At 38.6% G+C, this 23,235-nt stretch carries 24 protein-coding genes and 1 pseudogene; 12 read left to right on the top strand and 13 right to left on the bottom strand.

All coding sequences use genetic code 11. The annotated features are described in order from the left end of the window. The first annotated feature begins 16 nt into the window (after positions 1-16). The 11 genes from L6410_RS05250 (at position 17) to L6410_RS05200 (ending at position 9,276) form a co-directional block, all read left to right on the top strand. Positions 17-763: an esterase family protein gene (locus tag L6410_RS05250; RefSeq protein ID WP_024392152.1), complete on the top strand. Its 747-nt coding sequence runs from the start codon at positions 17-19 to the stop codon at positions 761-763. Between the two features lie 17 nt (positions 764-780). Next, positions 781-1,947: an ATP-grasp domain-containing protein gene (locus L6410_RS05245; RefSeq protein WP_237396535.1), complete on the top strand. Its 1,167-nt coding sequence runs from the start codon at positions 781-783 to the stop codon at positions 1,945-1,947. 140 nt (positions 1,948-2,087) lie between these two features. Beyond that, complete coding sequence (locus tag L6410_RS05240) at positions 2,088-2,228, top strand: hypothetical protein (protein ID WP_237396520.1); 141 nt, start codon at positions 2,088-2,090, stop codon at positions 2,226-2,228. 12 nt (positions 2,229-2,240) lie between these two features. Continuing rightward, positions 2,241-2,630 (top strand): NisI/SpaI family lantibiotic immunity lipoprotein, encoded by a 390-nt coding sequence (locus tag L6410_RS05235; protein WP_105139035.1) that lies wholly within the window; start codon positions 2,241-2,243, stop codon positions 2,628-2,630. 8 nt (positions 2,631-2,638) lie between these two features. Further along, positions 2,639-3,391: an ABC transporter ATP-binding protein gene (locus L6410_RS05230; RefSeq protein WP_024407069.1), complete on the top strand. Its 753-nt coding sequence runs from the start codon at positions 2,639-2,641 to the stop codon at positions 3,389-3,391. Further along, positions 3,392-5,362 (top strand): FtsX-like permease family protein, encoded by a 1,971-nt coding sequence (locus tag L6410_RS05225; protein WP_237396518.1) that lies wholly within the window; start codon positions 3,392-3,394, stop codon positions 5,360-5,362. 90 nt (positions 5,363-5,452) lie between these two features. Beyond that, a complete protein-coding gene (gene relB / locus L6410_RS05220) occupies positions 5,453-5,704 on the top strand; it encodes a type II toxin-antitoxin system RelB family antitoxin (protein WP_024385224.1) in 252 nt (83 codons plus the stop codon). Then, positions 5,688-5,945, top strand: a complete 258-nt coding sequence (locus L6410_RS05215) for a type II toxin-antitoxin system RelE family toxin (RefSeq protein ID WP_024397534.1) — start codon at positions 5,688-5,690, stop codon at positions 5,943-5,945. Before relB ends, L6410_RS05215 begins: the two co-directional genes overlap by 17 nt. 39 nt (positions 5,946-5,984) lie before the next feature. Beyond that, positions 5,985-6,653 carry a response regulator transcription factor gene (locus L6410_RS05210; RefSeq protein ID WP_024381849.1) on the top strand — a complete coding sequence of 223 codons (669 nt, stop codon included), beginning with the start codon at positions 5,985-5,987 and terminating at the stop codon, positions 6,651-6,653. Further along, positions 6,650-7,591, top strand: a complete 942-nt coding sequence (locus tag L6410_RS05205) for a sensor histidine kinase (protein WP_237396515.1) — start codon at positions 6,650-6,652, stop codon at positions 7,589-7,591. The genes L6410_RS05210 and L6410_RS05205 overlap by 4 nt, the downstream gene beginning before the upstream one ends. A gap of 176 nt (positions 7,592-7,767) precedes the next feature. Then, positions 7,768-9,276, top strand: a complete 1,509-nt coding sequence (locus tag L6410_RS05200) for a phosphohexomutase domain-containing protein (RefSeq protein ID WP_237396513.1) — start codon at positions 7,768-7,770, stop codon at positions 9,274-9,276. A gap of 69 nt (positions 9,277-9,345) precedes the next feature. Here L6410_RS05200 and xerS read toward each other — a convergent pair whose 3' ends face one another. The 5 genes from xerS to L6410_RS05175 all read right to left on the bottom strand — a co-directional run bounded on the left by xerS (position 9,346) and on the right by L6410_RS05175 (position 16,121). Then, the gene (xerS, locus tag L6410_RS05195; protein WP_237396716.1) at positions 9,346-10,416 is read right to left on the bottom strand and encodes a tyrosine recombinase XerS; all 1,071 of its coding nucleotides are present in this window, start codon (positions 10,414-10,416) and stop codon (positions 9,346-9,348) included. Between the two features lie 274 nt (positions 10,417-10,690). Next, on the bottom strand, positions 10,691-11,404 hold the full coding sequence (locus L6410_RS05190) for an EAL domain-containing protein (protein ID WP_024392139.1): 714 nt from the start codon (positions 11,402-11,404) through the stop codon (positions 10,691-10,693). 74 nt (positions 11,405-11,478) lie between these two features. After that, positions 11,479-12,537 carry a sensor domain-containing diguanylate cyclase gene (locus L6410_RS05185; protein WP_237396511.1) on the bottom strand — a complete coding sequence of 353 codons (1,059 nt, stop codon included), beginning with the start codon at positions 12,535-12,537 and terminating at the stop codon, positions 11,479-11,481. Between the two features lie 91 nt (positions 12,538-12,628). Continuing rightward, a complete protein-coding gene (locus L6410_RS05180) occupies positions 12,629-14,458 on the bottom strand; it encodes a hypothetical protein (RefSeq protein ID WP_024397526.1) in 1,830 nt (609 codons plus the stop codon). Continuing rightward, positions 14,445-16,121 (bottom strand): glycosyltransferase family 2 protein, encoded by a 1,677-nt coding sequence (locus tag L6410_RS05175; RefSeq protein WP_237396509.1) that lies wholly within the window; start codon positions 16,119-16,121, stop codon positions 14,445-14,447. Before L6410_RS05175 ends, L6410_RS05180 begins: the two co-directional genes overlap by 14 nt. Before the next feature lie 25 nt (positions 16,122-16,146). Between L6410_RS05175 and L6410_RS05170 the strand changes: the two genes are divergently transcribed. Next, a protein-coding gene (locus L6410_RS05170; RefSeq protein ID WP_237396500.1) for an IS3 family transposase occupies positions 16,147-17,717 on the top strand; the annotation gives its coding sequence in 2 pieces (ribosomal slippage) (positions 16,147-16,792 and positions 16,792-17,717; 1,572 coding nt in all). Between the two features lie 7 nt (positions 17,718-17,724). Here the strand turns inward: L6410_RS05170 and L6410_RS05165 are convergent. From L6410_RS05165 to L6410_RS05130, 8 genes and pseudogenes are all read right to left on the bottom strand, one after another. Beyond that, entirely contained in the window at positions 17,725-17,964 is a 240-nt protein-coding gene (locus tag L6410_RS05165; RefSeq protein ID WP_237396697.1) for a glycosyltransferase, read from the bottom strand. 5 nt (positions 17,965-17,969) lie between these two features. After that, a complete protein-coding gene (locus L6410_RS05160) occupies positions 17,970-18,353 on the bottom strand; it encodes a hypothetical protein (RefSeq protein WP_237396498.1) in 384 nt (127 codons plus the stop codon). Position 18,354: 1 nt separating this feature from the next. Then, the gene (locus L6410_RS05155) at positions 18,355-18,996 is read right to left on the bottom strand and encodes a GtrA family protein (protein ID WP_237396496.1); all 642 of its coding nucleotides are present in this window, start codon (positions 18,994-18,996) and stop codon (positions 18,355-18,357) included. Between the two features lie 138 nt (positions 18,997-19,134). After that, a pseudogene (locus L6410_RS05150) lies at positions 19,135-19,269 on the bottom strand (glycosyl transferase); the annotation flags it as partial. A gap of 396 nt (positions 19,270-19,665) precedes the next feature. Further along, a complete protein-coding gene (locus L6410_RS05145; protein ID WP_024397523.1) occupies positions 19,666-20,406 on the bottom strand; it encodes a DUF3307 domain-containing protein in 741 nt (246 codons plus the stop codon). A 4-nt stretch (positions 20,407-20,410) separates the two neighbouring features. Next, entirely contained in the window at positions 20,411-21,079 is a 669-nt protein-coding gene (locus L6410_RS05140; protein WP_024397522.1) for a SatD family protein, read from the bottom strand. 182 nt (positions 21,080-21,261) lie between these two features. Further along, positions 21,262-22,836: a signal recognition particle protein gene (ffh, locus tag L6410_RS05135; protein ID WP_024392133.1), complete on the bottom strand. Its 1,575-nt coding sequence runs from the start codon at positions 22,834-22,836 to the stop codon at positions 21,262-21,264. Positions 22,837-22,848: 12 nt separating this feature from the next. Beyond that, positions 22,849-23,181, bottom strand: a complete 333-nt coding sequence (locus L6410_RS05130) for a putative DNA-binding protein (RefSeq protein ID WP_024397521.1) — start codon at positions 23,179-23,181, stop codon at positions 22,849-22,851. Positions 23,182-23,235: the final 54 nt, after the last annotated feature.

The following is a 23,235-nucleotide window of genomic DNA, read 5'->3' as shown; positions in this document are numbered from 1 at the left end:
AAAGGAGGACGTCATTATGCATGTCGAATTTTTAAGTCATTGGTCAGGAAACCTTGGTCGTGAAATGAACTTGAATCGTTATGGTCACGCAGGTATTCCGGTGCTCGTCTTTGCTTCATCAGGTGGTTCCTACAATGAATATGCTGATTTTGGTATGATTGAGGCTTGCCGCGGGTCTATCGAAGCAGGTCATGTACAATTTTTCACCCTTACCAGCTTTGATAATGAAAGTTGGTTGGCCGATTGGAAATCCATTCATGATAAGGCAGAGGCTCACCGTGCCTATGAACGCTATGTGATTGAAGAAGCGATTCCATTTATTAAACATAAAACTGGCTGGTTTGATGGTATGATGGCAACAGGTTGCTCAATGGGAGCTTATCATGCACTGAATTTCTTCTTACAACATCCAGATGTTTTTACAAAAGTCATTGCACTTTCTGGGATTTACGATGCACGATATTTCAATCATCATCAAGATTATGGAAATGATGAAGTTGTTTATCAAAACTCTCCAGCAGACTATATTTGGAATCAACATGATGGCTGGTTTATTGATAAATACCGCCAAGCGGATATTATTGTATGTACCGGTCTAGGCGATTGGGAACAAGATGGTCTGGATTCATTCTACAACCTAAAACGCGCATTTGAAGAAAAAAATATTCCTGCTTGGTTTGATACATGGGGTACAGATGTAGCCCATGACTGGGTATGGTGGAGAAAACAGATGCCATTTTTCCTTCATTCGATTGGATTATAAGCTAGAAAGGACCTTTTATGAATTATCTCGTCATTTCCCCTTTTTATCCTGAAAATTTCCAGCCATTTACTATTGAATTGGCAAAAAAAGAAGGCTTTACTGTTCTTGGTATTGGACAAGAGCCTTATGATCAGCTCCCTGAAGAACTTCGTAATGCCTTAACAGAATACTTCCGTGTTGAGAACCTTGAAAACTTGGATGAAGTCAAGCGTGCAGCAGCCTTTCTTATTTACAAGCATGGTCCAATGGATCGGGTAGAATCTCATAATGAGCATTGGTTAGAGACAGATGCAGCTCTTCGTGAACAATTCAATATCTTTGGGGCTAAGCCAAGCAATCTTAAAAAGACAAAGTTTAAGTCTGAAATGAAGAAATACTTTACTAAAGCAGGTGTTCCTGTAGTTCCAGGTATGGTTGTAAAAACTGAAAAAGATATTGAAAAAGCTGTGAAAAAGATTGGTTTCCCACTGATTGCTAAACCTGACAATGGGGTGGGAGCATCAGGAACCTTTAAGCTGACAAAGAAAGCCGATTTGGAAGACTTTAAAACAGCCTGGGATGGTCGTACAGCTTATTTCTTTGAGAAATTTGTCAATTCAAGTATCATTACAACTTATGATGGCTTGATTGACAGCAAGGGAAATGTTGTATTTGAAACAGGATTAACTTATGTACATACACCTTTTGAATTGGTACAAAGCAAAAAAGATAATGCCTATTACATTGAAAAAGAGCTTGACCCCAAATTGGTATCCTACGGACGTGCCATTATCAAAGCATTTGGCATGAAAGAGCGTTTCTTCCATATTGAATTTTTCAAGGATGGTAAAGATTATATTGCTATTGAATACAATAACCGTATGGCCGGTGGCTTTACAGTAGAATCATATAACTATGCCCATTCAATTGATCTTTTCCGTGATTATGCCAATGTTGTTTCTGGAGGTTCAGTTGAGGAACGGCGTTTTGAGCCACAATATTGTTTGGTAGCAACCCGTCGTGATGCAACAGATTATGTACATTCTGCAGATGCTATTCGTGATCGTTATGCGGATAAGCTAAAAACAGTAAAACGCATGCCTGACGCCTTCGCAGAATTGCAGGGAAATGATGCCTATCTACTTGTAACCAAAAGCAAGGAAGAATTAGACGACATGATTGCCTTTATCGGGGAAACAAAATAGACTAGATTGAAAGATGCCAGAATGGTGTCTTTTTTTTGCTTTCCTTACAAAGCTGTAAGTTTTTTAATCAGAACTGTAAGAGAATGCAGGAGGAATATTTTCTATAATAGACTCATAAGAAATAGAAAGAAGGAAATCATATGTCATTCAAATTTTTACAAGCAAAGAGAATCGAAGAAATTGCATTCTCAGAAAAAGAGAAAGCTGAACTCTTGGAACAAGCCGTATTCTTAGAAGAGCTCGCCCATGATTTGCAAAGTATAAGATTTATGGCATACTAGAGGGAGGAAACTATGAAAAAGAAAGTATTTGGCTTGCTAGCTTTGGGCAGTATAATGCTAACCGCTTGTTCTTCTTCTTCAGCAGGCCTTAGCTTTGATGAGGGCTATCAAACTTTCCATTACAAGGGAAAAGACTATGCCGTTAGCAAACAGGAAGTTGCCAAAGATAGTATTCGAGGAACAGAAGTTAAGTTTATGGAATGGCCTGTTGTCAAAGAAGAGGGGTTAGTGAAAAAAACAGTGTCCTTGAATAATCTCTTTATAACTACTGGCAAGGAATGGGCCATCGGTGTCCAGGATGGTTATTATAAGGTGGATTTAGAAGATAATATTGCTGAATCAGACCGAATCGACTATCAAGCATTACTTGATACAGTTGATTTATCCAAAGAAAACAATTAGGAGTTTGTATGTTATTAGAAATCAATCATTTAGAAAAAGTTTACCGCACGCGCTTTTCAAAAGAGGAAACTCGTGCCTTGCAAGATGTGGATTTTAAGGTAGAAGAGGGCGAGTTTATCGCCATCATGGGTGAAAGTGGTTCAGGTAAGACGACTTTGCTCAACATTCTAGCAACCCTGGACAAGCCGACGAGGGGCTCTGTTATCTTAAACAATCAGGATATTACTAAAATCAAGGAAAGCAAGCTAGCAGATTTCCGTTTGCGTAACCTAGGTTTTGTCTTCCAAGATTTTAATCTCTTGGACACCCTGTCCATCCAAGACAATATCTTTTTACCTCTGGTATTGGCCCGTACCAGCCATGAGGAAATGGAAAAACGTTTGAAGGTTTTAGCACCAAAACTGCGGATTCAAGATTTGCTGAAAAAACGTCCTTTTGAACTGTCTGGTGGACAAAAGCAGCGCGTGGCCATTGCCCGTAGTTTGATTACCCAGCCACAAATTGTCCTAGCGGACGAACCGACAGCTGCCCTAGATTACCGCAATTCGGAAGACTTGCTGAATTTGTTTGAAGACATCAACTTAGATGGACAAACCATTCTCATGGTGACCCACTCAGCCAACGCAGCCAGCCATGCCAAACGCGTTCTCTTTATCAAAGATGGTCGGATTTTCCATCAGTTATACAAGGCAGGTAAGAGCAATCAGGACTTTGCCAAGGAAATTTCGCTCAATATGTCTGCACTTTTAGGGGGTGAGTAGATGTTTTACCTCAAACTTGCTGGGCAAAATATCCGGAAATCCATGGGTGTGTTTTCTCCCTTTGTTTTAGCCAGCCTGGTCCTCTTTACCTTGATTTGTTCTATGTTCTTGCTCATGCTCAGTCCAGTCATGAAATCCATGGGAACAGGTGCCGTGTCTATCGGACTGGGTGTCGTTGTATTGACCATTTTCTCGCTGATTATGGAAATATATAGTTTTAATTTCCTTATGCAACAACGGACTAGAGAGTTTGGACTTTACAATATGCTGGGGATGAACAAGAAGAAGGTGGCCTTGGTTGCTAGTATTGAGCTGTTTTTCATCTTCCTCTTGGTCATTGTGCTGGGTTCTGCATTAGCTGGTGTATTTGCCAATGTTCTCTACTTGATTTTTGTGAATCTGACCAATTATAGTGACTTACACTTTAGTATTTCACCTCTGGCATTTGTCCTCACGGCTTTTCTCTTTGCGGGTATCTTCTTTATCTTGGAATTACTGGCCGTTCGGACTATTGGCAAGACCAGTCCGCTGATTTTATTCCGAGCTAGTGAAAAGGGTGAGAAGGAGCCACGTGGGAATCTCCTCTTGGCTGCTCTCGGTGTCATTAGCCTAGGCGTTGGCTACTACCTATCGCTTTCATCGAAAGCAGCAGGGTTGGCTGTCATCTATCGTTTCTTTATCGCTGTGCTCTTTGTCATTGCGGGGACCTACTTGTTCTACATAAGCTTTATGACTTGGTATTTGAAGGCTCGGCGGAAAAACAAACGCTATTTCTACACGCCAGAGCATTTTATTACTACATCGCAGATGATTTTTCGGATGAAGCAGCACGCAACAGGCTTGGCCAATATCACACTACTTGCGGTCATGGCCTTTGTCACTATTGCGACAACGACCTCCCTCTATACAGGTATGGCCAGTATGTCAAGTGGACTATATCCAAAGGAAACATCCATTACCTATCCTGTTGCGGATAGGAGTCAGGGTGAAATGGCCTTTCAGCAATCGGTGCTCAGCCATTTTCCAGAAAAAGCGGAAGATAGTCTGACCTACCTGACCTATCAAGCTGGTCTGGTCTATGATGGTGGCAGTGAGATTGTCATTAGTCCAGAAACTATTGCCAATCCAGACTTTAGCAAGATGGCCTTTACCTACTTCATCACCCAGGATGATTTCAGGAAGTTGGGCAATGACTTGCCAGAGCTGGCTGCCAATCAAGTTGCCTTTATGCGTCCGAGTGAAAAGCCTTCGCTAGAGAAAGTCACTTTGGGTGATAGTAGCTTTGAGAACGTAGCCGATCTTGATAAAGCAATTTTCCCAGACATCACAAATACGCTCAATGCTGCCGTCATGGTGGTTAGTGATGATAGTGTTCTTGAAACCATTCGTAGTTACTTTGAAGCAAATAATCCGCAAGGCTATCAGGTTAGTCTGGACTACCGTGTCTTTACTGATATGACCAATGAGGAAGTGGCCACTCTTGGTGAGCAGGCAGGCGATGCCTATAATATCAGCGGTGCTAATGGAGAATTTATTGGATACGTCATGCAAAAAACAGACTTTAATAATATGATCATGGGCTTCACAGGTGGTTTCCTCTTCACAGGTTTCTTGTTGGGCATTAGTTTCTTGCTGGGTGCCGCCTTGATTATCTACTACAAACAGTACTCGGAAGGGCATGAGGACAAGAAATCCTACAAGATTTTACAGGAAGTGGGTATGAGCCAGCAGGCTGTTAAGAAAACCATCAACTCTCAAACACTCTTGGTCTTCTTTATGCCACTGGCTATGGCGACTCTGCACTTTGTCGTTGCCCTGGTTATGCTCAAACAAATGCTGATGATGTTTGGTGTGGTTTCTTCCAGCATGATTTACACGGTTAGTGGTATTACATTGCTTGCAGTTGCCTTGATCTACTTTATCATTTACAAGTGGACCAGTCGGACCTATTATCGTATTATTGAACGGTAGCAGAAGTCTCGCTTATGCGGGATTTCTTGCTTTTTTTAGGAAACGGTGTTACAATGGTAATACCAAAGGAATACTAGAAGAGGTGAGAAAATGGCAGCTATTACATTGAAAGTTTCTGAGCAGGACAAGCTCTTTATGCAGGCTATGGCAAAGTTTGAAGGTGTCAGTTTGTCAGAACTCATTCGGACTAAAACCCTTGAAGCTCTTGAGGACGAATACGATGCCCGCGTGGCAGACATAGCCTGGGCAGAATACCAAGAAGACTTGGCAAACGGCATTGAGCCGATTAGCTGGGAGGAAATGTTGGAAGAGTTGGGATTGACGAATGAAGACTTGTTATAAACTCGTACCAACCAGTCGTTTTATCAAACAGTTGAAAAAGCTGGATAAATTTACTCAAAAGCAGATTACCAACTACCTGTCCAGTCATGTGACTGACAACCCCAGGCAATACGGAAAAGCCTTAACTGCCAATCGTTCTGGCCAATGGCGCTACCGTATCGGCAATTACAGGGTTATCGTCAGCATTGAAGATGACAAATTGATTTTGACAAGTCTAAAAATGAGAAATGGAAGTATATAAGAAAGCCAAGACCTGTGTCCTGGCTTTTGCAGAATGAAAATGATGAAAAAAGAAAAGATTTATATTGTTGAAGATGATGAGATGATTGTCCAACTCTTGAAGCAACATTTGGGAAAATCTTATCAGGTAGAAAGTGTGCAGAATTTCCGAGCTGTCAGTCAGGAAGTTGCAGAAATCAAACCAGACTTGGTGCTGATGGACATTAGCCTACCCTATTACAACGGCTTTTACTGGACGACAGAAATCCGTAAAACCATGACCATGCCCATTATCTTTATCTCCTCTAGCGATGACGAGATGAATGCGGTCATGGCTATGAACATGGGTGGTGATGATTTTGTGTCCAAGCCTTTTTCACTGGGGATTTTGGATGCCAAAATCGGTGCCTTCCTGCGTCGAGTCAATCAATTCAGCAAATCAACTGATTTGTCAATTGACCAGTTCCAGCTTAGTTTGGACGGGCGATTTTCAAATGAATCGGAACAGGTTCAATTATCTCCTACGGAAACCAAGATTTTGTCCGCCTTACTAGAACGACAAGGGCAGATTGTTAGCAAGGAAGAACTCTTGGAAAAACTCTGGGAAAATGAGGAATTTATTGACCAAAATACACTCAATGTAAACATGACCAGACTACGTAAGAAGGTGAGCGAAGTCGGGTTTGAACGAATTCATACCGTTCGTGGCGTGGGGTACTTGGTCAAATGATAGCAAAATTTATCCGTGAATACCGGAGTTTTTACTTCTCCTACATTGTTCTGGCTACTAGTTTTATCTTGCTTTTCTTTCTCTATCAACTGCCCACCGAATTCCTGCAAAACGCTCTGCTATTGTCCCTAACCCTTATCATCCTACTGACAGTAGGCCTGTTCTGGAAGTTTCGCAACCGCATGAGAGCCTTGGAAGACTATGTCCATGAAGAAGCTCTGCCCCTGCTCAATAAGCCTGTGGACCTTGCCTATCTCAACTTGATTGAGGCAGAGAAGGAGGCGACACGTGAACAGCTTTTGGTCTATAAGTCACGTGAAGAAGACCTACAAGCCATGGTCAAAATGTGGTCCCACCAGATGAAGGTGCCCTTGGCTGCCCTGTCTTTGATGAGCCAGACTGACAATCTCAACCAGCAGGATGTCAATCACCAGCTATTACGCTTGGACAATTATATGGCAAATCTCCTCAACTACCTCAAGCTGACCAACCATGCAAGTGATTTTCGATTTGAGCAGGTGGAAGTCAGAGATGTGGTGGTCGATTTGGTCAAAAAATACCGCAATCAGTTCTTACAAAAGGACATTTCAGTGACCATCGATGGAAATTGGCTACTGAAGACCGACAGAAAATGGCTCAGCTTTGCCTTGTCACAGATTATCGACAACGCCCTCAAGTACAATAAGACTGGTGGAAAGGTAGCCATTGAATTGAATGGTGGAATTTCCATTTCCGATACAGGAATTGGGATTCTGGCAGAAGATATTCCACGCCTGTTTGACGAAGGTTTTACAGGTTTTAATGGCCGTGAACACCAAAAAGCTACAGGTTTTGGCTTGTATCTGACCAAGCGAGTCTTGAATCAGTTGGAACTAGCTATTTCCGTGGAAAGTCAACTGGAAGTTGGTACAACTGTAAGCATCACTAAAGTACAGTAAAAGCTGTGCTTTTTTCATTTTGAAAGCGTTTTGAAATTATGCTATACTAGAATAACTGATAAAGTCATTTAGTATGCTTTTAGTACTAGGCAACGAGCTGCAGGCAGTACTGGAGTACGGCAATGCGAGTTAACGACGTAATAAAAGATAAACTAAACGGCGATTAGGAGGTTACTATGTCCCATCATCACATCTTGCAAAATGGATCAGATATTCGTGGCATTGCCATTGCTACAGACGAATATGCTGTCAATCTCACTCCACAAGCCACCAAGGAAGTGGTTCGCGGACTTATTCATTGGCTAACTCAGAAGCCAGAACTGGCGCAGGCCTATCAAAAAGGCCAATTGACCATCGGTATTGGTCGAGACAGCCGTCTTAGCGGTCCAGATTTGGTTTCAGCCTTTACAGAAGAAGCCGTTCGTCTGGGGGTTCAGCTGATTGACTTTGGCATGGCCACCACGCCAGCCCTTTTCATGAGCACCCAGTACCCTCAGTTCAAGTGCCACGCTGGTGTCATGATCACTGCCAGCCACCTGCCCTATTACTTCAACGGCATTAAGATTTTTTCGGAAAATGGCGGAGCAGAACATGAAGATATCGACTTCATCCTCTCGCATAGTGAAGACTTGCCAGCTTCTTCCCTTGGAAGTGTCACCAGTGCAGACCTGATTACGCCTTATGCCCATGACTTGGTTGGTAAAATTCGTACCGCCTGTGGTGGACAAGAAAAACCACTGACAGGTCTTAATATCATTGTCGATGCTGGAAACGGTGCGGGTGGATTCTTTGCTGAGAAAGTGTTGGCAGAATTGGGAGCAGATACCACAGGCTCACAATTCCTAGACCCAGACGGAACCTTCCCAAATCACGTTCCAAACCCTGATAACAAGGAAGCTATGGAAAGCATTCGTCAGGCTGTCTTGAAGCAAGGTGCAGACCTAGGCATTATCTTTGATACCGACGTTGACCGTGCCGCCCTGGTCACCAAGTCAGGAGAAATTCTCAATCGTAACAACCTGATTGCCGTTCTCAGCCAGATTACTTTGGCGGAACACCCAGGAACCAGCATTGTGACCAATTCCCCAACAACTGAACACCTGAAATTCTTTATAGAAAGCCTGGGTGGCAAACAAATTCGCTATATTTCAGGCTACCGTAATGTGATCAACCGTGCTATTTTAGCCAACCAAGAGGGAGTTGATTGCCAGTTGGCTATCGAAACCTCTGGACACGCTGCCTTTAAGGAAAATTACTTCCTTGATGACGGCACCTATGTGGCGGCTAAGATTCTCATGCTCTTACCAAAACTGCAAGCGGAAGGCAAGTCCTTGGACGACTTGATTGCCCAGCTCAAACAACCACTTGAAACCCAAGAAGTGCGTTTCAAACTAGAAGTGGCAGACTATCGAGCCCTTGGTGAACAGGTGATAGCTGACCTCCGTCAAACCACTATCGAAGGCTTTGCTTTTAACCCAGAAAACGAAGAAGGAGTGCGGTTTGACCTGACTGAGCCTTATGGTGACGGATGGTTCTTGCTCCGTATGAGCCTCCACGAGCCACTTTTAGTCCTGCAGGTGGAGAATGACCAGATTGGCTATATTCCTGCAGTTTTACGAACCCTCTCAGTCTTTTTGGACCAGTACCCAGCAGTTAATCAGGAAAAATTGAAAGAATTGATTTAGATTTAGTAGAAAAAGGAGTAAGTTTGAGCTTACTCCTTTATTAATTTACATAATTAAATTTACGCAACATCATAATTGATCCAGAGCATTTTTCTGCTCATCGTTGACGATATGGGTATAGAGGTCGGTAACCTGGGTATTGGCGTGACCCAGCTGATGACTGACCAGAACTTGCGACTTGGTGGCATCATAGAGCCGTGTTGCCAGCGTGTGACGGAGTTTGTGGGGTGTCACTCGTATCTTGAAGTCCGCAGAATATTTCGCAACCATTTTTTCGATAGATGAAGCATCAATACGATTGGGCAGACCACGGTATTCGGATAGGAAGAAGGCCGTATCCGTTTTTTCAGCCTTGTAGCGTTGCTGACGGATGCTCATATAGGCTTCCAGATAGGGCTTAGCAAACCCAGCCACATTAACCGAGTCCCGCTTACCACCCTTACGGGTTACTTCGATCATCATCATATTGAGGTTGACATCTCGAAGATCCAAATTTACCGCTTCTGACAGACGGACGCCAGAAGCCAAGAGAAGGGCCAGAATCGCCAAATCCCGCTCCTTGTTTTTCTGGAAAGAGGAGAGGGCCCGCTTGGATAGCTTGGCTTGGTATTCATTGTCTACATAGTCCAAAAACTCCATGGTTTCATCGCCCAAAAAGAGCTTTTGCTTGATGTTCTCCGCCCGCGCTGCCAAGGTTTCCTTCTTCTTTTTGGTCGACACCTTCTTCATGACATTGCGGTAGAAGTAGGGCTCGCCCTGCTCATTTTCCACTTCTTCGGTTAAATACTTGAAGAGACTAGAAAGGGCCGAGAGGGTACGGTTAATGGTGGTCTGCGACACACCATTCTGCGTGGTATTGGCGTTCAGCAAAGGACGCTCCCGCAGATAAAGAATAAAGGCCTCCATATCTTTTTTGGTCAGATGTTCCAAGACATCTAATGGAATGTCAGCAATCCGTTCAACAGACACCAAATCCGAATCCTGTAACCACTCAAAAAAACGACGGTATTCTTTCAAGTATTCATACAAGGTTGTAAAACTGTAGGGCACAGACAACTTGGACTGATAATATTCCAAGACATACCAAGGCATAATTTCTTTTAGTTGATCAATTTTTTCCAATAATAACTCGCGTCTCATCATTTTCTCCTGATTTTAGCTATATGAGTAGTATAGCATAATCCTATATAAGTTTCAAGAAAATTATAGTTTTTCGGAAAGATGCATGGAGTCTTTGATGATCTTTTTATAATGAATAGCCCTCATATCTCCTTAAGTTAAATTCCAAAGGAAATGTTTACCTTTGGAATTTTAAACAACAATATTTCTCTTCATAAGAATCAATTAAACTAAAACTAAAAATACAGGATCTGTCATTTAGACAAGACTCCTGTATTTTTTTTAAAATATTCATTTAATCTAATTGTTCAATCTTTTCTGAGCCTTTTCCCCAATAATACCCTTGCTGACGATATAGACCAAATTTTCTCATCCATTTTGCCTTATTCTCTGTATCAATTTTCTCAACTACAACGCTAATCTCTTTAGAGTAAATTTTATTTATTAGTCTCACATAATTGGCTAAAAATACAATATTAAGCCATGATAAAACATTGTTCCTATAGGTAATCTTGATTCGGTTATAATAGCTTCTATATTTTTTATAAAGAAAATAGGTATTAATTCCTTCTGTAAAATCATCAATTGCAATTTTATAGTGATATTGTTTTATTTTTTTTAGGATTTCATGCAAACTATCTAATAATTCAGGGTTCCTAGTTGGAAAGTGTTCGGTTATTTCAATTAAGATATTTTCAGAATAAGAGGTAAATCGTTCTAAAAATTGAATGGTTCCAATATATTGAAATTGATCTAAATCAAAATTCACAGAAAGTACAATCTCGGGATGCTGCTTTAATTTTTCTTCAATTTTTTCACTAAACCAGTCCATGAAGATCATATAGTATTCTTCATTAGATAGAATAAAGTGAAATTCATCTGATGGGAAGGTATCTGTTTTGTATGAACGGAGCAATACTTCATATTCGTCAGCTTTTGCAACATTCGTTTTGCTAGTTTCCACATTAACAATTGGTTGAAATAGCAAATAAAAATCATCGGTTCGCACTAAATATTTTCAACCTCTTTCTATTATGAGGATACTGTCACACGTTTTTTCCAAGACAGTAAGAGTTATCATCATTATTTAGACTGTATTTTTTGAGATTTTTTTTGCGCATACATATTACTGTCTGCTTCTGCCAAAAACTCATCCAATTCATGATATCTTGGATTTCTAGCAAATGTCTTACCAATTGAAACGGATACCCCAAAGAGATTAAACTCTTGCATTTTGAGGACAATATTCGATTGAATGCGTAAAATATCGAAATGTGTTGTTTCTGGCAAGAGAACACAGAATTCATCTCCTCCCAACCTTGAAACAAGTGCAGTTGATGGAAACTCATTCATTAGAATATTACTAAATTGAATAAGAATTTGATCTCCTACAGCATGTCCAAACGCATCATTTGAGGATTTAAAATTATCTAAATCAAAAACAAAAACCCATATACTTAAATTGTCTTTTTGGATAACTTCAGCGTAATATTCGTGGAGTTTTCTACGATTATAGACTTCTGTAAGAGGATCTTGATAAATTAATTTTAACATTTTTTCCTTCTCATTGACAACGTCTGTAACATTTGTAGTGATGCAACATATGGCTACTACTTCTCCCCGCTTATTTTTAATTGGAGAATATGAGGTATAGAGCACAAAATTCTCTCCCTCATGATCAAAGACTTCCTCAGAAGTATGAAAATTATTTTCTAATGCTGCATTCACATTTGCTTTTAAAGAATCAAAGTGTTCTGCTGATAAGTAGTCAGAAACATTTTTCCCAACCTTCGGACTAACATGAAAATTCTTTTCCATAAAGGTGACATCTGGTTGGTTCATATAAAGATAATTGTAATCTCTATCAATAATATAGAGATTGATGTTTTCTAATACGTCAAAACTATTTTGTAATAGGATATTTTGTTTTTCGGATGCTTTTAATAATCTGGAAAATTGTACGATTTCAAAAAATAAACCAAATAAGATTAACGCTATGATACAGATGAATAAAACCGACTTGAAATCATCATTTCTTATTTCTGTATAAAAGAAAAACAAAAATAACAATAATAAGAACCCATAGATTAATAAGATATGAAATCGTGTTTTCTTTCTGAATTTGTTTGTATCTGCTTCCATTGTAAATATACACTCCCAACATGTATTCATTCATCGGAGTAATTAGTTATTAGTATAACAAATAGAGACATCTTTTACCAGCTTGGTTTTCCTACTTGTCAAAATGAAATTGTTCCACAGGATAGTAACCAGGTGATAGTGTGCGCTGAGTTAATTTCTTCATAGTTGCTACGAAAGTATAGTGATTATCCAGCAGTAATACACCATCATATTGTTTGATAATAGTTTCAAACTCATTGTCAGTGACAATAAAATCATATCGGGCATCAACATGTGGATTCCATAAAACATACCTGGCGTAATATTGTAGAAAATAATTATCTACCTGTTCTTGGTTTGCCGAAACTACCAAATAATTTCCCGATTCTAGGTGTTTCTCTTTTGCAATTTCATTTAACGCACTTTGTTCTTCTAAGACGGTATTCATTTGCTCAGACATACCATTTGTATCTGAAATAATAAATCCTGTAAATAGCATTAAAGCAGCTATCGTCGTTAATTCATATAACTTCTTATTTCTAAAAGATTTATACGAACGATTATTTCTTTTTAAATAATTTTTTTCGTAAAAAACATCATCCATCTGACGAACAAGTTGAATGATAAAAATAAACAGATTGATTAGAATAATCGTTAATATATATCGTTCAAAACCTGCAACTCTTAAAGCCTCATCAACCGGCATAGCTGTTAGGTACATGACTAAATTTCCAGCATAATACAGGACCGTAACTAATGCACATACCAAATAAATTTGAAGATTAGACTTCCATTGTTTGTACTTAATGCCATAAAAGATTAACAAGCCCAATGCCAAACAAAATATTAATAATATTTGAACACTAGAGAGTGTTTTAAATGAAAAGACGGTGTCTAGATAAGTTTGTAGTATTTTTGTCTGATCAGCTGTCAGCTGTAGTTGTAAAACATCAGTTATTGATCCTGAATGAACTTCATGTTTCTTGATAATTGAATCACCGAAGGTTGTTTTCACATGGAATGACCAGATTCTATTACTTATGATTGGCAACAGTGTCAGCAACGAATAAATGGAGAGCTTTCGGCTTTCTTTAAATAGTTGCCTTTTCATGCCAATTACAAAATAGGCAAGGATGATACAGATTACAAAAAATAGAGCACTAGCCTTGACCATCACTAGGAAATTTAAAATCAATGTCACCACGACTGTACTTCCTAGGAAATTCTCCTTCTTCATTTCAAATAGTACAGAAACGGCAGCAACAGACAAGGCCGCAATAAGAGCATCAACTAAAAGATTATTGTAGCGGATGGAAAAATTAAGATAAGTCATCACTCCTATGCCTGCAAAAATCAGCGCATTAGGTAACAATCTTCGCTTATCTTTTACTGTATCAAAAATTGCATATTGAGCTGCTGCGATAACGATAAATTGGCCGATTAACAGGATACCGTCGTTAAAACTAACAAACTTTGTAATGTAATAAAGATATAATGAACTTCCGATTGGGTAATTGTTATAGGAAATAATGGTATCATTAATATTCGGAAGTCTATTTTCCAGATGTAGAAATTTTACAATGGTTGCCCAATGAGTAAAATTATCATAATGGACAAGTGTTTGATTCCACAATGCTAGACAATAAAGCACCACATAGATAGCCATGAATAAAGAAACAAAATGAAGATTGTTGATAATGGCCTCAAAAATATGGCGGATACTCCCTTTACTAGTGAAAAGAAATAACGTAAAACCAAGTATATAGAGTAGCCATGCAGCACCCGCTAAAAGATTCAAAAGAGATGCAATATACAAAAAAGTAACTTGAAAACTGATTATTCCAATATATACTAGGTATTTAGAAATACTTGTTCGGGTTCGTACATACGAAGTATATCCGATTAGCGAGCAAAGAAATAGAATAAATTTAATGACTGACATCTATCTTCTCCTTGTATAGCTCATCATAAAATTGTTGTATCCCCCCCATGCAAACTTCCTCCATACGTTCTATTGAATAAATTGTTGTTTGACTGAATAACTGGTGGTGCAGCTTATTAAAGTGTAATTTGATTTTTTCAGTCTCATAAATAAATGTTTCAGGAAGAGATTGGATATTTTCGCCCCACAATTCAACTTGGTTACCATCAAAGCTAATCAGGTCAAACGATTGATTTTGAATCAGTATTGGGTATTTTGTTTGTATTTTTGGCATTGTACTATTGATGTTCTTTTGAGTTGATGAACGCTGTTTTAGTAAGTAGAATCGCTGCAGTAAATTGTTACTTAAGTCATCCCAAATGGTAACCCAGCTATCCCTTTCTTTGGTTAAATAATCATTTGTTCGATCAAAAATATAGTGATAGTAAGACTTTTTATTCTTTTCATCTAAGCTATCATCAATTCGAATCGCATATAGCCACATATTGTCTTGATCCACAATACGTGCTAGTCTTCCATTTACTGTAAAAGAATATAACCCATTGTTTAACGAAATTGACACGTGCTCCTTTATATAAAGTGGCCGTCTACTTATAAATGAGAGGCCATGTTCAGAAACGTCAACTAGGGTAACGTCCTCTTTTAAACCACTTATGTCGACAACAGCTTCGTCATCAACTAAAAATCGTTCCTCAGTTCGATAGATTGGTCGGCCAAGTGTAGCAAATAGCGCGAAAGTCAAGTTAATCAAGTGATGAATCAACCAAAAGCTAATGACAGAGCCATAGAATAGTTCGGACCCATATTTTCCAATATTAAAAGTGATTAACCCATAAACAGATAACACCCAAAGAATAAAATAGGGCAAGGCAAACATATAATCAAAATTTCGGTCGCTAATGTCTTTTGAAGTCACTTTAAATTTTTTCTCACTGATTCCGATTGACTCAAAGAACAAAGGCAATACGAGATAAGGTGCAAATACAGTTTCCACAATTTCTCCCCATGTCTGAGTTCGATAGGTATCTGTTACATCTCTCATAGCAAGTTTTGAAAATACATAAGATGGCAACCAATAGATAAGCAATAACCAAACATTTGCCTTTACAATTCGCATGTGAAATACCGTATAAAGTATCGGGGCAAGGATATAAACCAAACGTCTGAAGAATGAACTCCAATAAAGGTAGCCATTAACATAGACAACTCGCTGTCCTAAAGATAGTTTTGGATTGAAAAAAATATTTGTATTATAACTGCTTTTGATAACCCCTCTTCCCCACCGAACGCGCTGCTTCACAACACTACGTAAGTCAGTAGGAGTTAATCCGCTAGCCATTGGTTTAGTAGTCGAATAATTTAAATATCCAGCAATATTCATCCGAACACCTAATTCGAAATCTTCAGTTATGGTGCCAACTGGAAATCCACCTGCATCTTCTATCGCTTGTCTACTTAATAAAGTATTAGATCCTGTGTAGACTGCCGCTCCTCTGGTATTATTCAAGACATTGACACTCTTTGAAAAGAAATCTTGTTCATTTGGAAGTTTATCTTCTGAATAAAAATGAAATTGAAAAATATCTGGGTTATAAAAACTCTGGGGAGTCTGAATCTGATATACTCCCCTTATAGTGGACAGTGAAAAAACAAAAATTTTCACTAGAAACTATAAAGGGAGTTTTATCATGTCCAAAAGAAGTCCAAAATCTGTCTCTGAGAAACTAGAACTTGTTCTACTTCACTCGGAAGAAGGGAAATCACTTAGTTGGTTAACTAGAAACCAAGGTATTTCTAAAGACACCCTATCAAACTGGGTTCGGAAATACAAAGAAGCTGGTGTTGAGGGGCTAGAGGAAAGCCGTCGCTGGATGAAGTATAGTAAGGAACTAAAGGAACAAGCTGTTTCCGACTATCTTGATGGTTTGGGAAGTCTCAAAGATCTGACCAAAAAATATGGAATTTCTGACCCTCGTGTTCTCAGATCATGGATAAAAAGTTATACTAGTGGTAAAGAATTGAAAGCTACTAGTAGAGGAATGAGTCGCATGAAACAAGGACGCAAGACAACATTTGACGAACGGGTTGAGATTGTCAATTTTACCCTTGCCCACGAGAAAGATTACCAAGGGGCTGTTGAGAAGTATGGGGTTTCCTACCAACAGGTCTATTCGTGGGTCAGAAAGTTTGAGAAGGACGGTTCTAACGGCCTCCTCGACCGTCGTGGAAAAGGTTTGGAAAGTAAGCCTAATCTAACTTCGGAAGAAGAGTTACGCCTAAAAATCAAGCAACAGGAAGAACGGATTAAGTATCTTGAAATGGAGAACGGCCTGCTAAAAAAGTTAGAAGAAATCAAGCGACGAAACCGACGGTAAGACTAGGTCGCCACTTGGAATCCTTCCAAGCGATTAAAGAATATGCGGAAGAACAGGAAGAGGCTTCTATCAGCCACTTGTGCCGTATTCTAAAGGTATCTCGCTCAGGCTACTATAAGTGGTTACAACACCAGGAAACAGCTTCTGAACAGGAAAATTTAGGATTGATGAATGTCATCAAGGAACTTCATAGCCAACATAATGGTATTCTTGGTTATCGTCGTATGACGCTATTTGTCAATCGCAAGCTTGGAACAAGCTGCAACAAGAAACGGATTCGACGATTGATGCACATTTTAGGCATTCGTTCCATTATCAGAAGAGCTAAGGGCTACTGTACCAAGACCAGCTTTGTCAATGTAGAAGACAACATTCTCAACCGTGATTTTACAGCTACTGCCCCCAATCAGAAATGGTGTACAGATGTGACTTTCTTGAAGTACGGTCTCAGTTGTAAGGCCTATTTGAGTGCTATTAAGGACCTCTACGACGGCTCAATTGTCGCTTATGTGGTCGGTCAGTTGAATGATAATGAATTGGTATTAGAAACACTTCGTAAAGCCCGAAAAGCTAATCCTGAAGCGACACCATTGATTCACAGCGACCGAGGTTCGCAATATACTTCGAAAGATTATTACCGTTTAACGACCAAGTATCAGATGACCCGCTCCATGTCTCGTGTTGGTAAGTGTATTGACAACGCACCAATTGAGAGCTTCTTTGGGCACTTTAAGACGGAGTGCTATGATTTGAAGAAGTATAAGACTTTTGAGGAGCTGGTGTCAGATATTGATGCCTACATCTATTTTTATAATCATCAACGATTTCAAGAACGCAACAACGGCCTTGCCCCTCTTGAAATGAGGAACAAGGCCGTCGCCTAATCATTTATTATTTCATTGTCCACTTGACAGGGAGCTGTTCAATCAGACCGATTGGTTTCTGATTTTCTCTATCTGCTAAAAAATATGGGACTGTCTCTAGCAAGAATTCTTTATAAGGAATCATATCTGCATCAAATGTAGCGATATAAGGAGAGTTTGTTTGGCTAAGTGCATTATTCAAATTTCCCGATTTAGCATGTTTATTATTCTCCAGACCACAATAACCAACATTAAACTCCTCTGCCAGCGCCTTTATTTCAGGTCGATTTGTATCATCTGCAATGTAGATATGGACTTTATTTTATCTGGATAATCCATTTGTACACAGGCGTTTAGGGTTTTATACACGATGGTGTAGTCTTCGTTATGAGTTGCAATAAAAACATCAATGTCAGGCATATTCTCTGCTGTCAGTTCACCTTTTTCAAGATTAAACGTTTTGCTTTTATTGGCAATCAAAACGAAGGCAGAAGAGTATGAAACTAATTCACAGAGCCACAGAATAACCCCAAAAATATATGATAGAGGTGAGTCTTCCCAAGGAATGGTATAGATAATTCGCCAACCCAAATAGATAATACTGGTTAAGAAAGCTAAAATGTAAACTATCAGATTAATTTTTTTACTTTTAAACACCTTATATCCCCGCTTTTTTGGTAAAGATATACTTTTTCTGAATTTTATAACTAATCATAAATAAGATAGTATCAACCACTACTTTAACAAGTGATAATTGTACCCCAGGAAATAGATGATTTCCTAAGGTAACAAGCAGAGCAGATACAGATATTTGTCCAATTACTAACATAAAATATTTTAAAATACTTGTCTTATCTCCCTTTTGAAATACAAATGCTTTATTCATCATAAAATTAAATAGAGATGATAAAAAACGAGATAAGAATGACGCAATAAAAATTGTATCTGTATGCTGATTTCCAATAAGGAATACAATCAAACTGAAGGCAGAAATATCAACTATAAACGAGCTTGCTGACGATAGAATAAACTTCAAAAAGGTTTTATATATTTTTATCGAGTCCATAATTGGATTAAAGTGAGAAGATTCATTCTCGTTGATATAAATGGTTTCAATAGGAACTTCGATAATGGGTACGTTATTTTCTTTTGCAAACAAGAGCATCTGCATTTCAAATTCATATCGATTCCCTTCCAACAAAATCATCTTATCAAAGTAGGTCGTTGGAATAACCCGAAGTCCTGTTTGAGTATCAGAAATATCTAATCCAAGGGACAAACTTAAGACATCGCGTGTCATTAGATTTCCAATCTTACTTCTTAGTGGAATATTTTTTCCAAAATTTCTAGAACCTAGTATTAGGGGATCCCTTTGAGCGTTTCGTTCATATTCTTGTAAACATTTTTTTGTATCACCAACAGTGTGTTGGCCATCTGCATCAATCGTTACGACTGCTTCTACTGATTTCAGATGATCCTTAATAAATTTGAATCCTGTTTTTAGAGCAAAACCTTTTCCCTCATTTTTATCGTACCGAATGAGACTAGTACTTGAGCTAATCGCATTAAAAATCGGATCATATTCTCTTCCACTCCCGTCATCTACAACAACTATTTGAACATTTTGAAAATATGAATCAAGTGTAATATCTTTATTAGCTTATTTAACTTTGAATCGGGTTGATATGCCGGAATAAGAATGGCAAAATTTGTCATGTTAGATGCTCCTATTTTTCATTTCTTTTCACTTGGTAAAGAGTAATTTTTTATAGTTTAGCTTAAAATTGTACCTACAAATATCTGATAAAATTCTGGGCCATTTTACCATTATATCACAGACTATCATAAAAAAACGAACAAAATGGTTCATATAGCACTTGAAACTTGCAATGTTTGCATAGTCAAGTATGTAGTTAATAAGTTATCTAAAAAACTTTACATAACTTATTGTATGTAAAGTTTTAAAAATTTATATTACTAATAAAATATAAGCAAGCAGGACACTGATGATACTAAACAGCGAACCAATCAAATAGTATTCAGCAAAGGCTTGGCTTTTGGATATTTTATCATAGCGTGCGATGGATTTTGCGGTAAATACCAAACCAATAGCTGTAAATTGCCCCATGAGTAGAAAAATCCCCATAATCAAGCGTTCTAATTGGCCAATCAAGGCACCTGCACCTGTCACAGTCAACTCTTCCTCTCCTTCCGTTACCTGATATTTGCTGAAGAAGAGTTTAAAAACAATATTCACCGGCTTAGTAATCAAAATGATAAATAACAACTGCAATAATAGACTATTCGGCTCACTCCAAAATGAATAGGCAGAACTATTTACCCCAAGTGTTTGATATAAAATGATGATACAGAAAATATGCAATAGCTGATCAATGACGAAGGCATTTCCGTCCCATTTTTCTTTTATCCAGCCATGTTTACTGAGGAAATACTTACAATAATCAATTGCGAGGTGACTTAGCCAAACTTGAAGAAATAGATCCCCATTATTGATTGGCAGTAAAAGAGCCAGAATAGATAGTGGAATTCCAACCACTGTTAGATGGAGGACAAGTGCTAAAAAATTCGTTCTTTTGGCAGTTGCTAATCGTTGGCTTTGAAATGTAAAATCACTTAAGAAATGAGCAATCAACAAGGCTGTTAAGACTGGTTCTTGAACCAGGTAATGTGATAATACGGATGCGTACATGCTGCTACCCCTCTTTCTGACAAAGTTGTAGGATTAAACTCATCACCATTTGGCGATTCCGAAAATATAATTTTATCCCACCAGATTTTACACGTTTTGTAAACGCGCTTGGAGTCAATTTCATTTTCTCAGCAATCGGTTTTTGCTTAAAATCTTCACTGTAGATGTTATTACTAATTAACATTTCAAATAAATCAGTTTGTGAATTATTCCAAGAAGCTCTGATAAAATCACTTGAGTTCAGTAGAGAGTTAATCACGCGATTGATTTGTTTGTATTCAGATGAGAAGGCTATTTGACTAGTGCCGTAGTCGTTATTATCATGAATATAGTCAATTGCTTTCCGAGCTTCCCAATAAGCTGGACCATCAGCTCCGATACTTTGATGTGGATTAATGTCTGTAAGGATTTCTCCCAAGCCTATTCCGAATCGAATTTCTAATTCATTTCTAAAAGCTATTTTTATCTGATCTATCATTAGAAAGATGTGAGGGCTTGGTTTGCAAAGCGCTTGGAATTCATCACCTTTCGTAATAGTAAATGGAGAGGCAAATTCACTTGAAAAAGTATAATTGACACGTTTGATAACATGAGCTAACCGTTCTTGAATATTTGAACGATTGTATACCTGTTTTGAATTGATGATATCACCAATAATTGCTATGTATTGCATACCATTTCCCTCCTTTTTCTTATTATGTCCATTATAACAGACATTTTCATTCATGTCCATAAAAACGGACAATTTAAATCTTTTCCCTTTTAAAGGACATTTTTAATGAATTTAGTATGTAAATGTAAAACTTCTTCTACTACATTTTACTAAAACAGATTATATGTACAAAAAAGAAGAGATTATTTTCTCTTCTTTTTAGCTTTTTTAATTTTATTTGCTTGGCGTTTCATGGCCTGTTTCATGGTAAATTCACCGATTTTGCCTTTCAAACCACCACCAAACATTTGAGAAATATCTGGCATACCTGCGCCACCCATTAGTTGGCTCATGTCTGGCATACCAGCTCCTCCCATCATATTTTCCAGAGCAGACATATCCATACCATTCATGTTTGGCATGTTTTTAGGAAGATTGTTTGGGTTGATACCCATTTGTTTCATCATTTTGTTCATATCACCAGACATAACTCCCTGCATCATTGACTTAGCCTGGTTGAAATCTTTGATGAATTTATTGACTTCGACAAAGCTATTTCCTGATCCAGCAGCGATACGACGACGGCGACTAGGAGTCAATAAATCCGGATTTTCACGCTCTTCTGGCGTCATTGATGACACAATCGCACGTTTACGGGCAATTTGTTTTTCATCAACTTTTAGATTGGAAAGAGCGGGATTTCCAGCCATACCTGGAATCATTTTGAGAAGGTCTTCCATCGGGCCCATATTTTGAACTTGATCTAATTGGTCAATGAAGTCATTGAAATCAAAGGTATTTTCACGCATTTTTTCAGCGAGTTCTAATGATTTCTTCTCATCATATTCCTTGCTCGCCTTCTCAATCAAGGTCAGCATGTCCCCCATACCCAGAATACGCGAAGACATACGATCTGGGTGGAAGGTTTCGATATCGGTGATTTTTTCACCTGTACCTGTGAATTTGATTGGCTGACCTGTGATGTGACGGACAGACAAGGCTGCACCACCACGAGTATCACCATCGATCTTGGTCAAAATCACACCGGTGATGGACAATTGATCATTGAACTCACGTGCAACATTAGCAGCTTCCTGACCAATCATGGCATCAACTACCAAGAGAATTTCGTTTGGTTGAGCAAACTCTTTGATTTCTCTCAATTCGGCCATAAGGGCTTGGTCAATTTGCAAACGACCAGCCGTATCAATCAAGACATAGTCATTGTGATTGGCTTTGGCTTGTTCTAAACCTTGACGGACAATCTCAAGAGCTGGAACTTGATTGCCCAACTCGAACACAGGTACATCAATCTGTTGACCAAGTGTCTTCAACTGGTCTATGGCAGCTGGACGATAAATATCGGCAGCAATCAAGAGTGGACGAGCATTTTCTTCCTGTTTGAGTTTATTAGCCAACTTTCCTGTGAAAGTCGTTTTACCAGCCCCTTGCAAACCAGCCATCATAATGATAGTTGGAATTTTCGGAGACTTAATGAGTTCGGAAGTTTCAGACCCCAATACAGCTGTTAACTCTTCATCAACGATTTTAATGATTTGTTGAGCAGGATTCAAGGTTTCAATCACTTCATGACCAATGGCACGTTCGCGTACTTTCTTGATAAAGTCTTTTACAACTGGCAAGGCCACGTCAGCCTCAAGTAAGGCCAAACGAATTTCCTTGGTTGCTTCCTGAATATCACTCTCAGAAATTTTTCCTTTACGACGCAGATTTTTAAAGACATTCTGCAAACGTTCTGTTAAGCTTTCAAAAGCCATATACTTCTCCTCTTAATCTCTATTATCGATACTAGTTAGAATAGTGATTTTCTCCTCTAAGTAACTATCACCCGGATACCTAGAAAGAATTTCATCAAAAATTTGACTACGCACTACATAATCAGAGTACATATGTAGTTTCATCTCGTAGTCTTCCAGCAATTTTTCTGTTCGTTTAATGTTATCATACACCGCTTGACGACTTACATTGAATTCCTCAGCAATTTCTGCCAGACTATAATCATCTGCATAATACAGCTCAATATAGTTCATTTGCTTATCCGTCAGCAAGGCTGCGTAGAATTCAAATAAAGCATTCATTCGGTTGGTTTTTTCAATTTCCATAAACTTTATTATATCAAAATTTTTATCTTTTATAAATAAGAAAATCCGTCATCT

Origin of the sequence: Streptococcus parasuis (assembly GCF_021654455.1) — a bacterium.
Lineage (GTDB): Bacteria > Bacillota > Bacilli > Lactobacillales > Streptococcaceae > Streptococcus > Streptococcus parasuis.
This window is presented reverse-complemented; position numbering and strand designations above follow the sequence as displayed.

Coding starts and splice junctions, on each gene's coding strand:
- ffh (WP_024392133.1), bottom strand. CDS start 22,836: ATGGCTTTTGAAAGCTTAACAGAACGTTTGCAGAATGTCTTTAAAAAT.
- L6410_RS05145 (WP_024397523.1), bottom strand. CDS start 20,406: ATGTACGCATCCGTATTATCACATTACCTGGTTCAAGAACCAGTCTTA.
- L6410_RS05155 (WP_237396496.1), bottom strand. CDS start 18,996: ATGACACGCGATGTCTTAAGTTTGTCCCTTGGATTAGATATTTCTGAT.
- L6410_RS05230 (WP_024407069.1), top strand. CDS start 2,639: ATGTTATTAGAAATCAATCATTTAGAAAAAGTTTACCGCACGCGCTTT.
- relB (WP_024385224.1), top strand. CDS start 5,453: ATGGCAGCTATTACATTGAAAGTTTCTGAGCAGGACAAGCTCTTTATG.
- L6410_RS05225 (WP_237396518.1), top strand. CDS start 3,392: ATGTTTTACCTCAAACTTGCTGGGCAAAATATCCGGAAATCCATGGGT.
- L6410_RS05140 (WP_024397522.1), bottom strand. CDS start 21,079: ATGCAATACATAGCAATTATTGGTGATATCATCAATTCAAAACAGGTA.
- L6410_RS05180 (WP_024397526.1), bottom strand. CDS start 14,458: ATGTCAGTCATTAAATTTATTCTATTTCTTTGCTCGCTAATCGGATAT.
- L6410_RS05185 (WP_237396511.1), bottom strand. CDS start 12,537: ATGGAAGCAGATACAAACAAATTCAGAAAGAAAACACGATTTCATATC.
- L6410_RS05200 (WP_237396513.1), top strand. CDS start 7,768: ATGTCCCATCATCACATCTTGCAAAATGGATCAGATATTCGTGGCATT.
- L6410_RS05210 (WP_024381849.1), top strand. CDS start 5,985: ATGATGAAAAAAGAAAAGATTTATATTGTTGAAGATGATGAGATGATT.
- L6410_RS05250 (WP_024392152.1), top strand. CDS start 17: ATGCATGTCGAATTTTTAAGTCATTGGTCAGGAAACCTTGGTCGTGAA.
- L6410_RS05240 (WP_237396520.1), top strand. CDS start 2,088: ATGTCATTCAAATTTTTACAAGCAAAGAGAATCGAAGAAATTGCATTC.
- xerS (WP_237396716.1), bottom strand. CDS start 10,416: ATGAGACGCGAGTTATTATTGGAAAAAATTGATCAACTAAAAGAAATT.
- L6410_RS05235 (WP_105139035.1), top strand. CDS start 2,241: ATGAAAAAGAAAGTATTTGGCTTGCTAGCTTTGGGCAGTATAATGCTA.
- L6410_RS05130 (WP_024397521.1), bottom strand. CDS start 23,181: ATGGAAATTGAAAAAACCAACCGAATGAATGCTTTATTTGAATTCTAC.
- L6410_RS05205 (WP_237396515.1), top strand. CDS start 6,650: ATGATAGCAAAATTTATCCGTGAATACCGGAGTTTTTACTTCTCCTAC.
- L6410_RS05245 (WP_237396535.1), top strand. CDS start 781: ATGAATTATCTCGTCATTTCCCCTTTTTATCCTGAAAATTTCCAGCCA.
- L6410_RS05215 (WP_024397534.1), top strand. CDS start 5,688: ATGAAGACTTGTTATAAACTCGTACCAACCAGTCGTTTTATCAAACAG.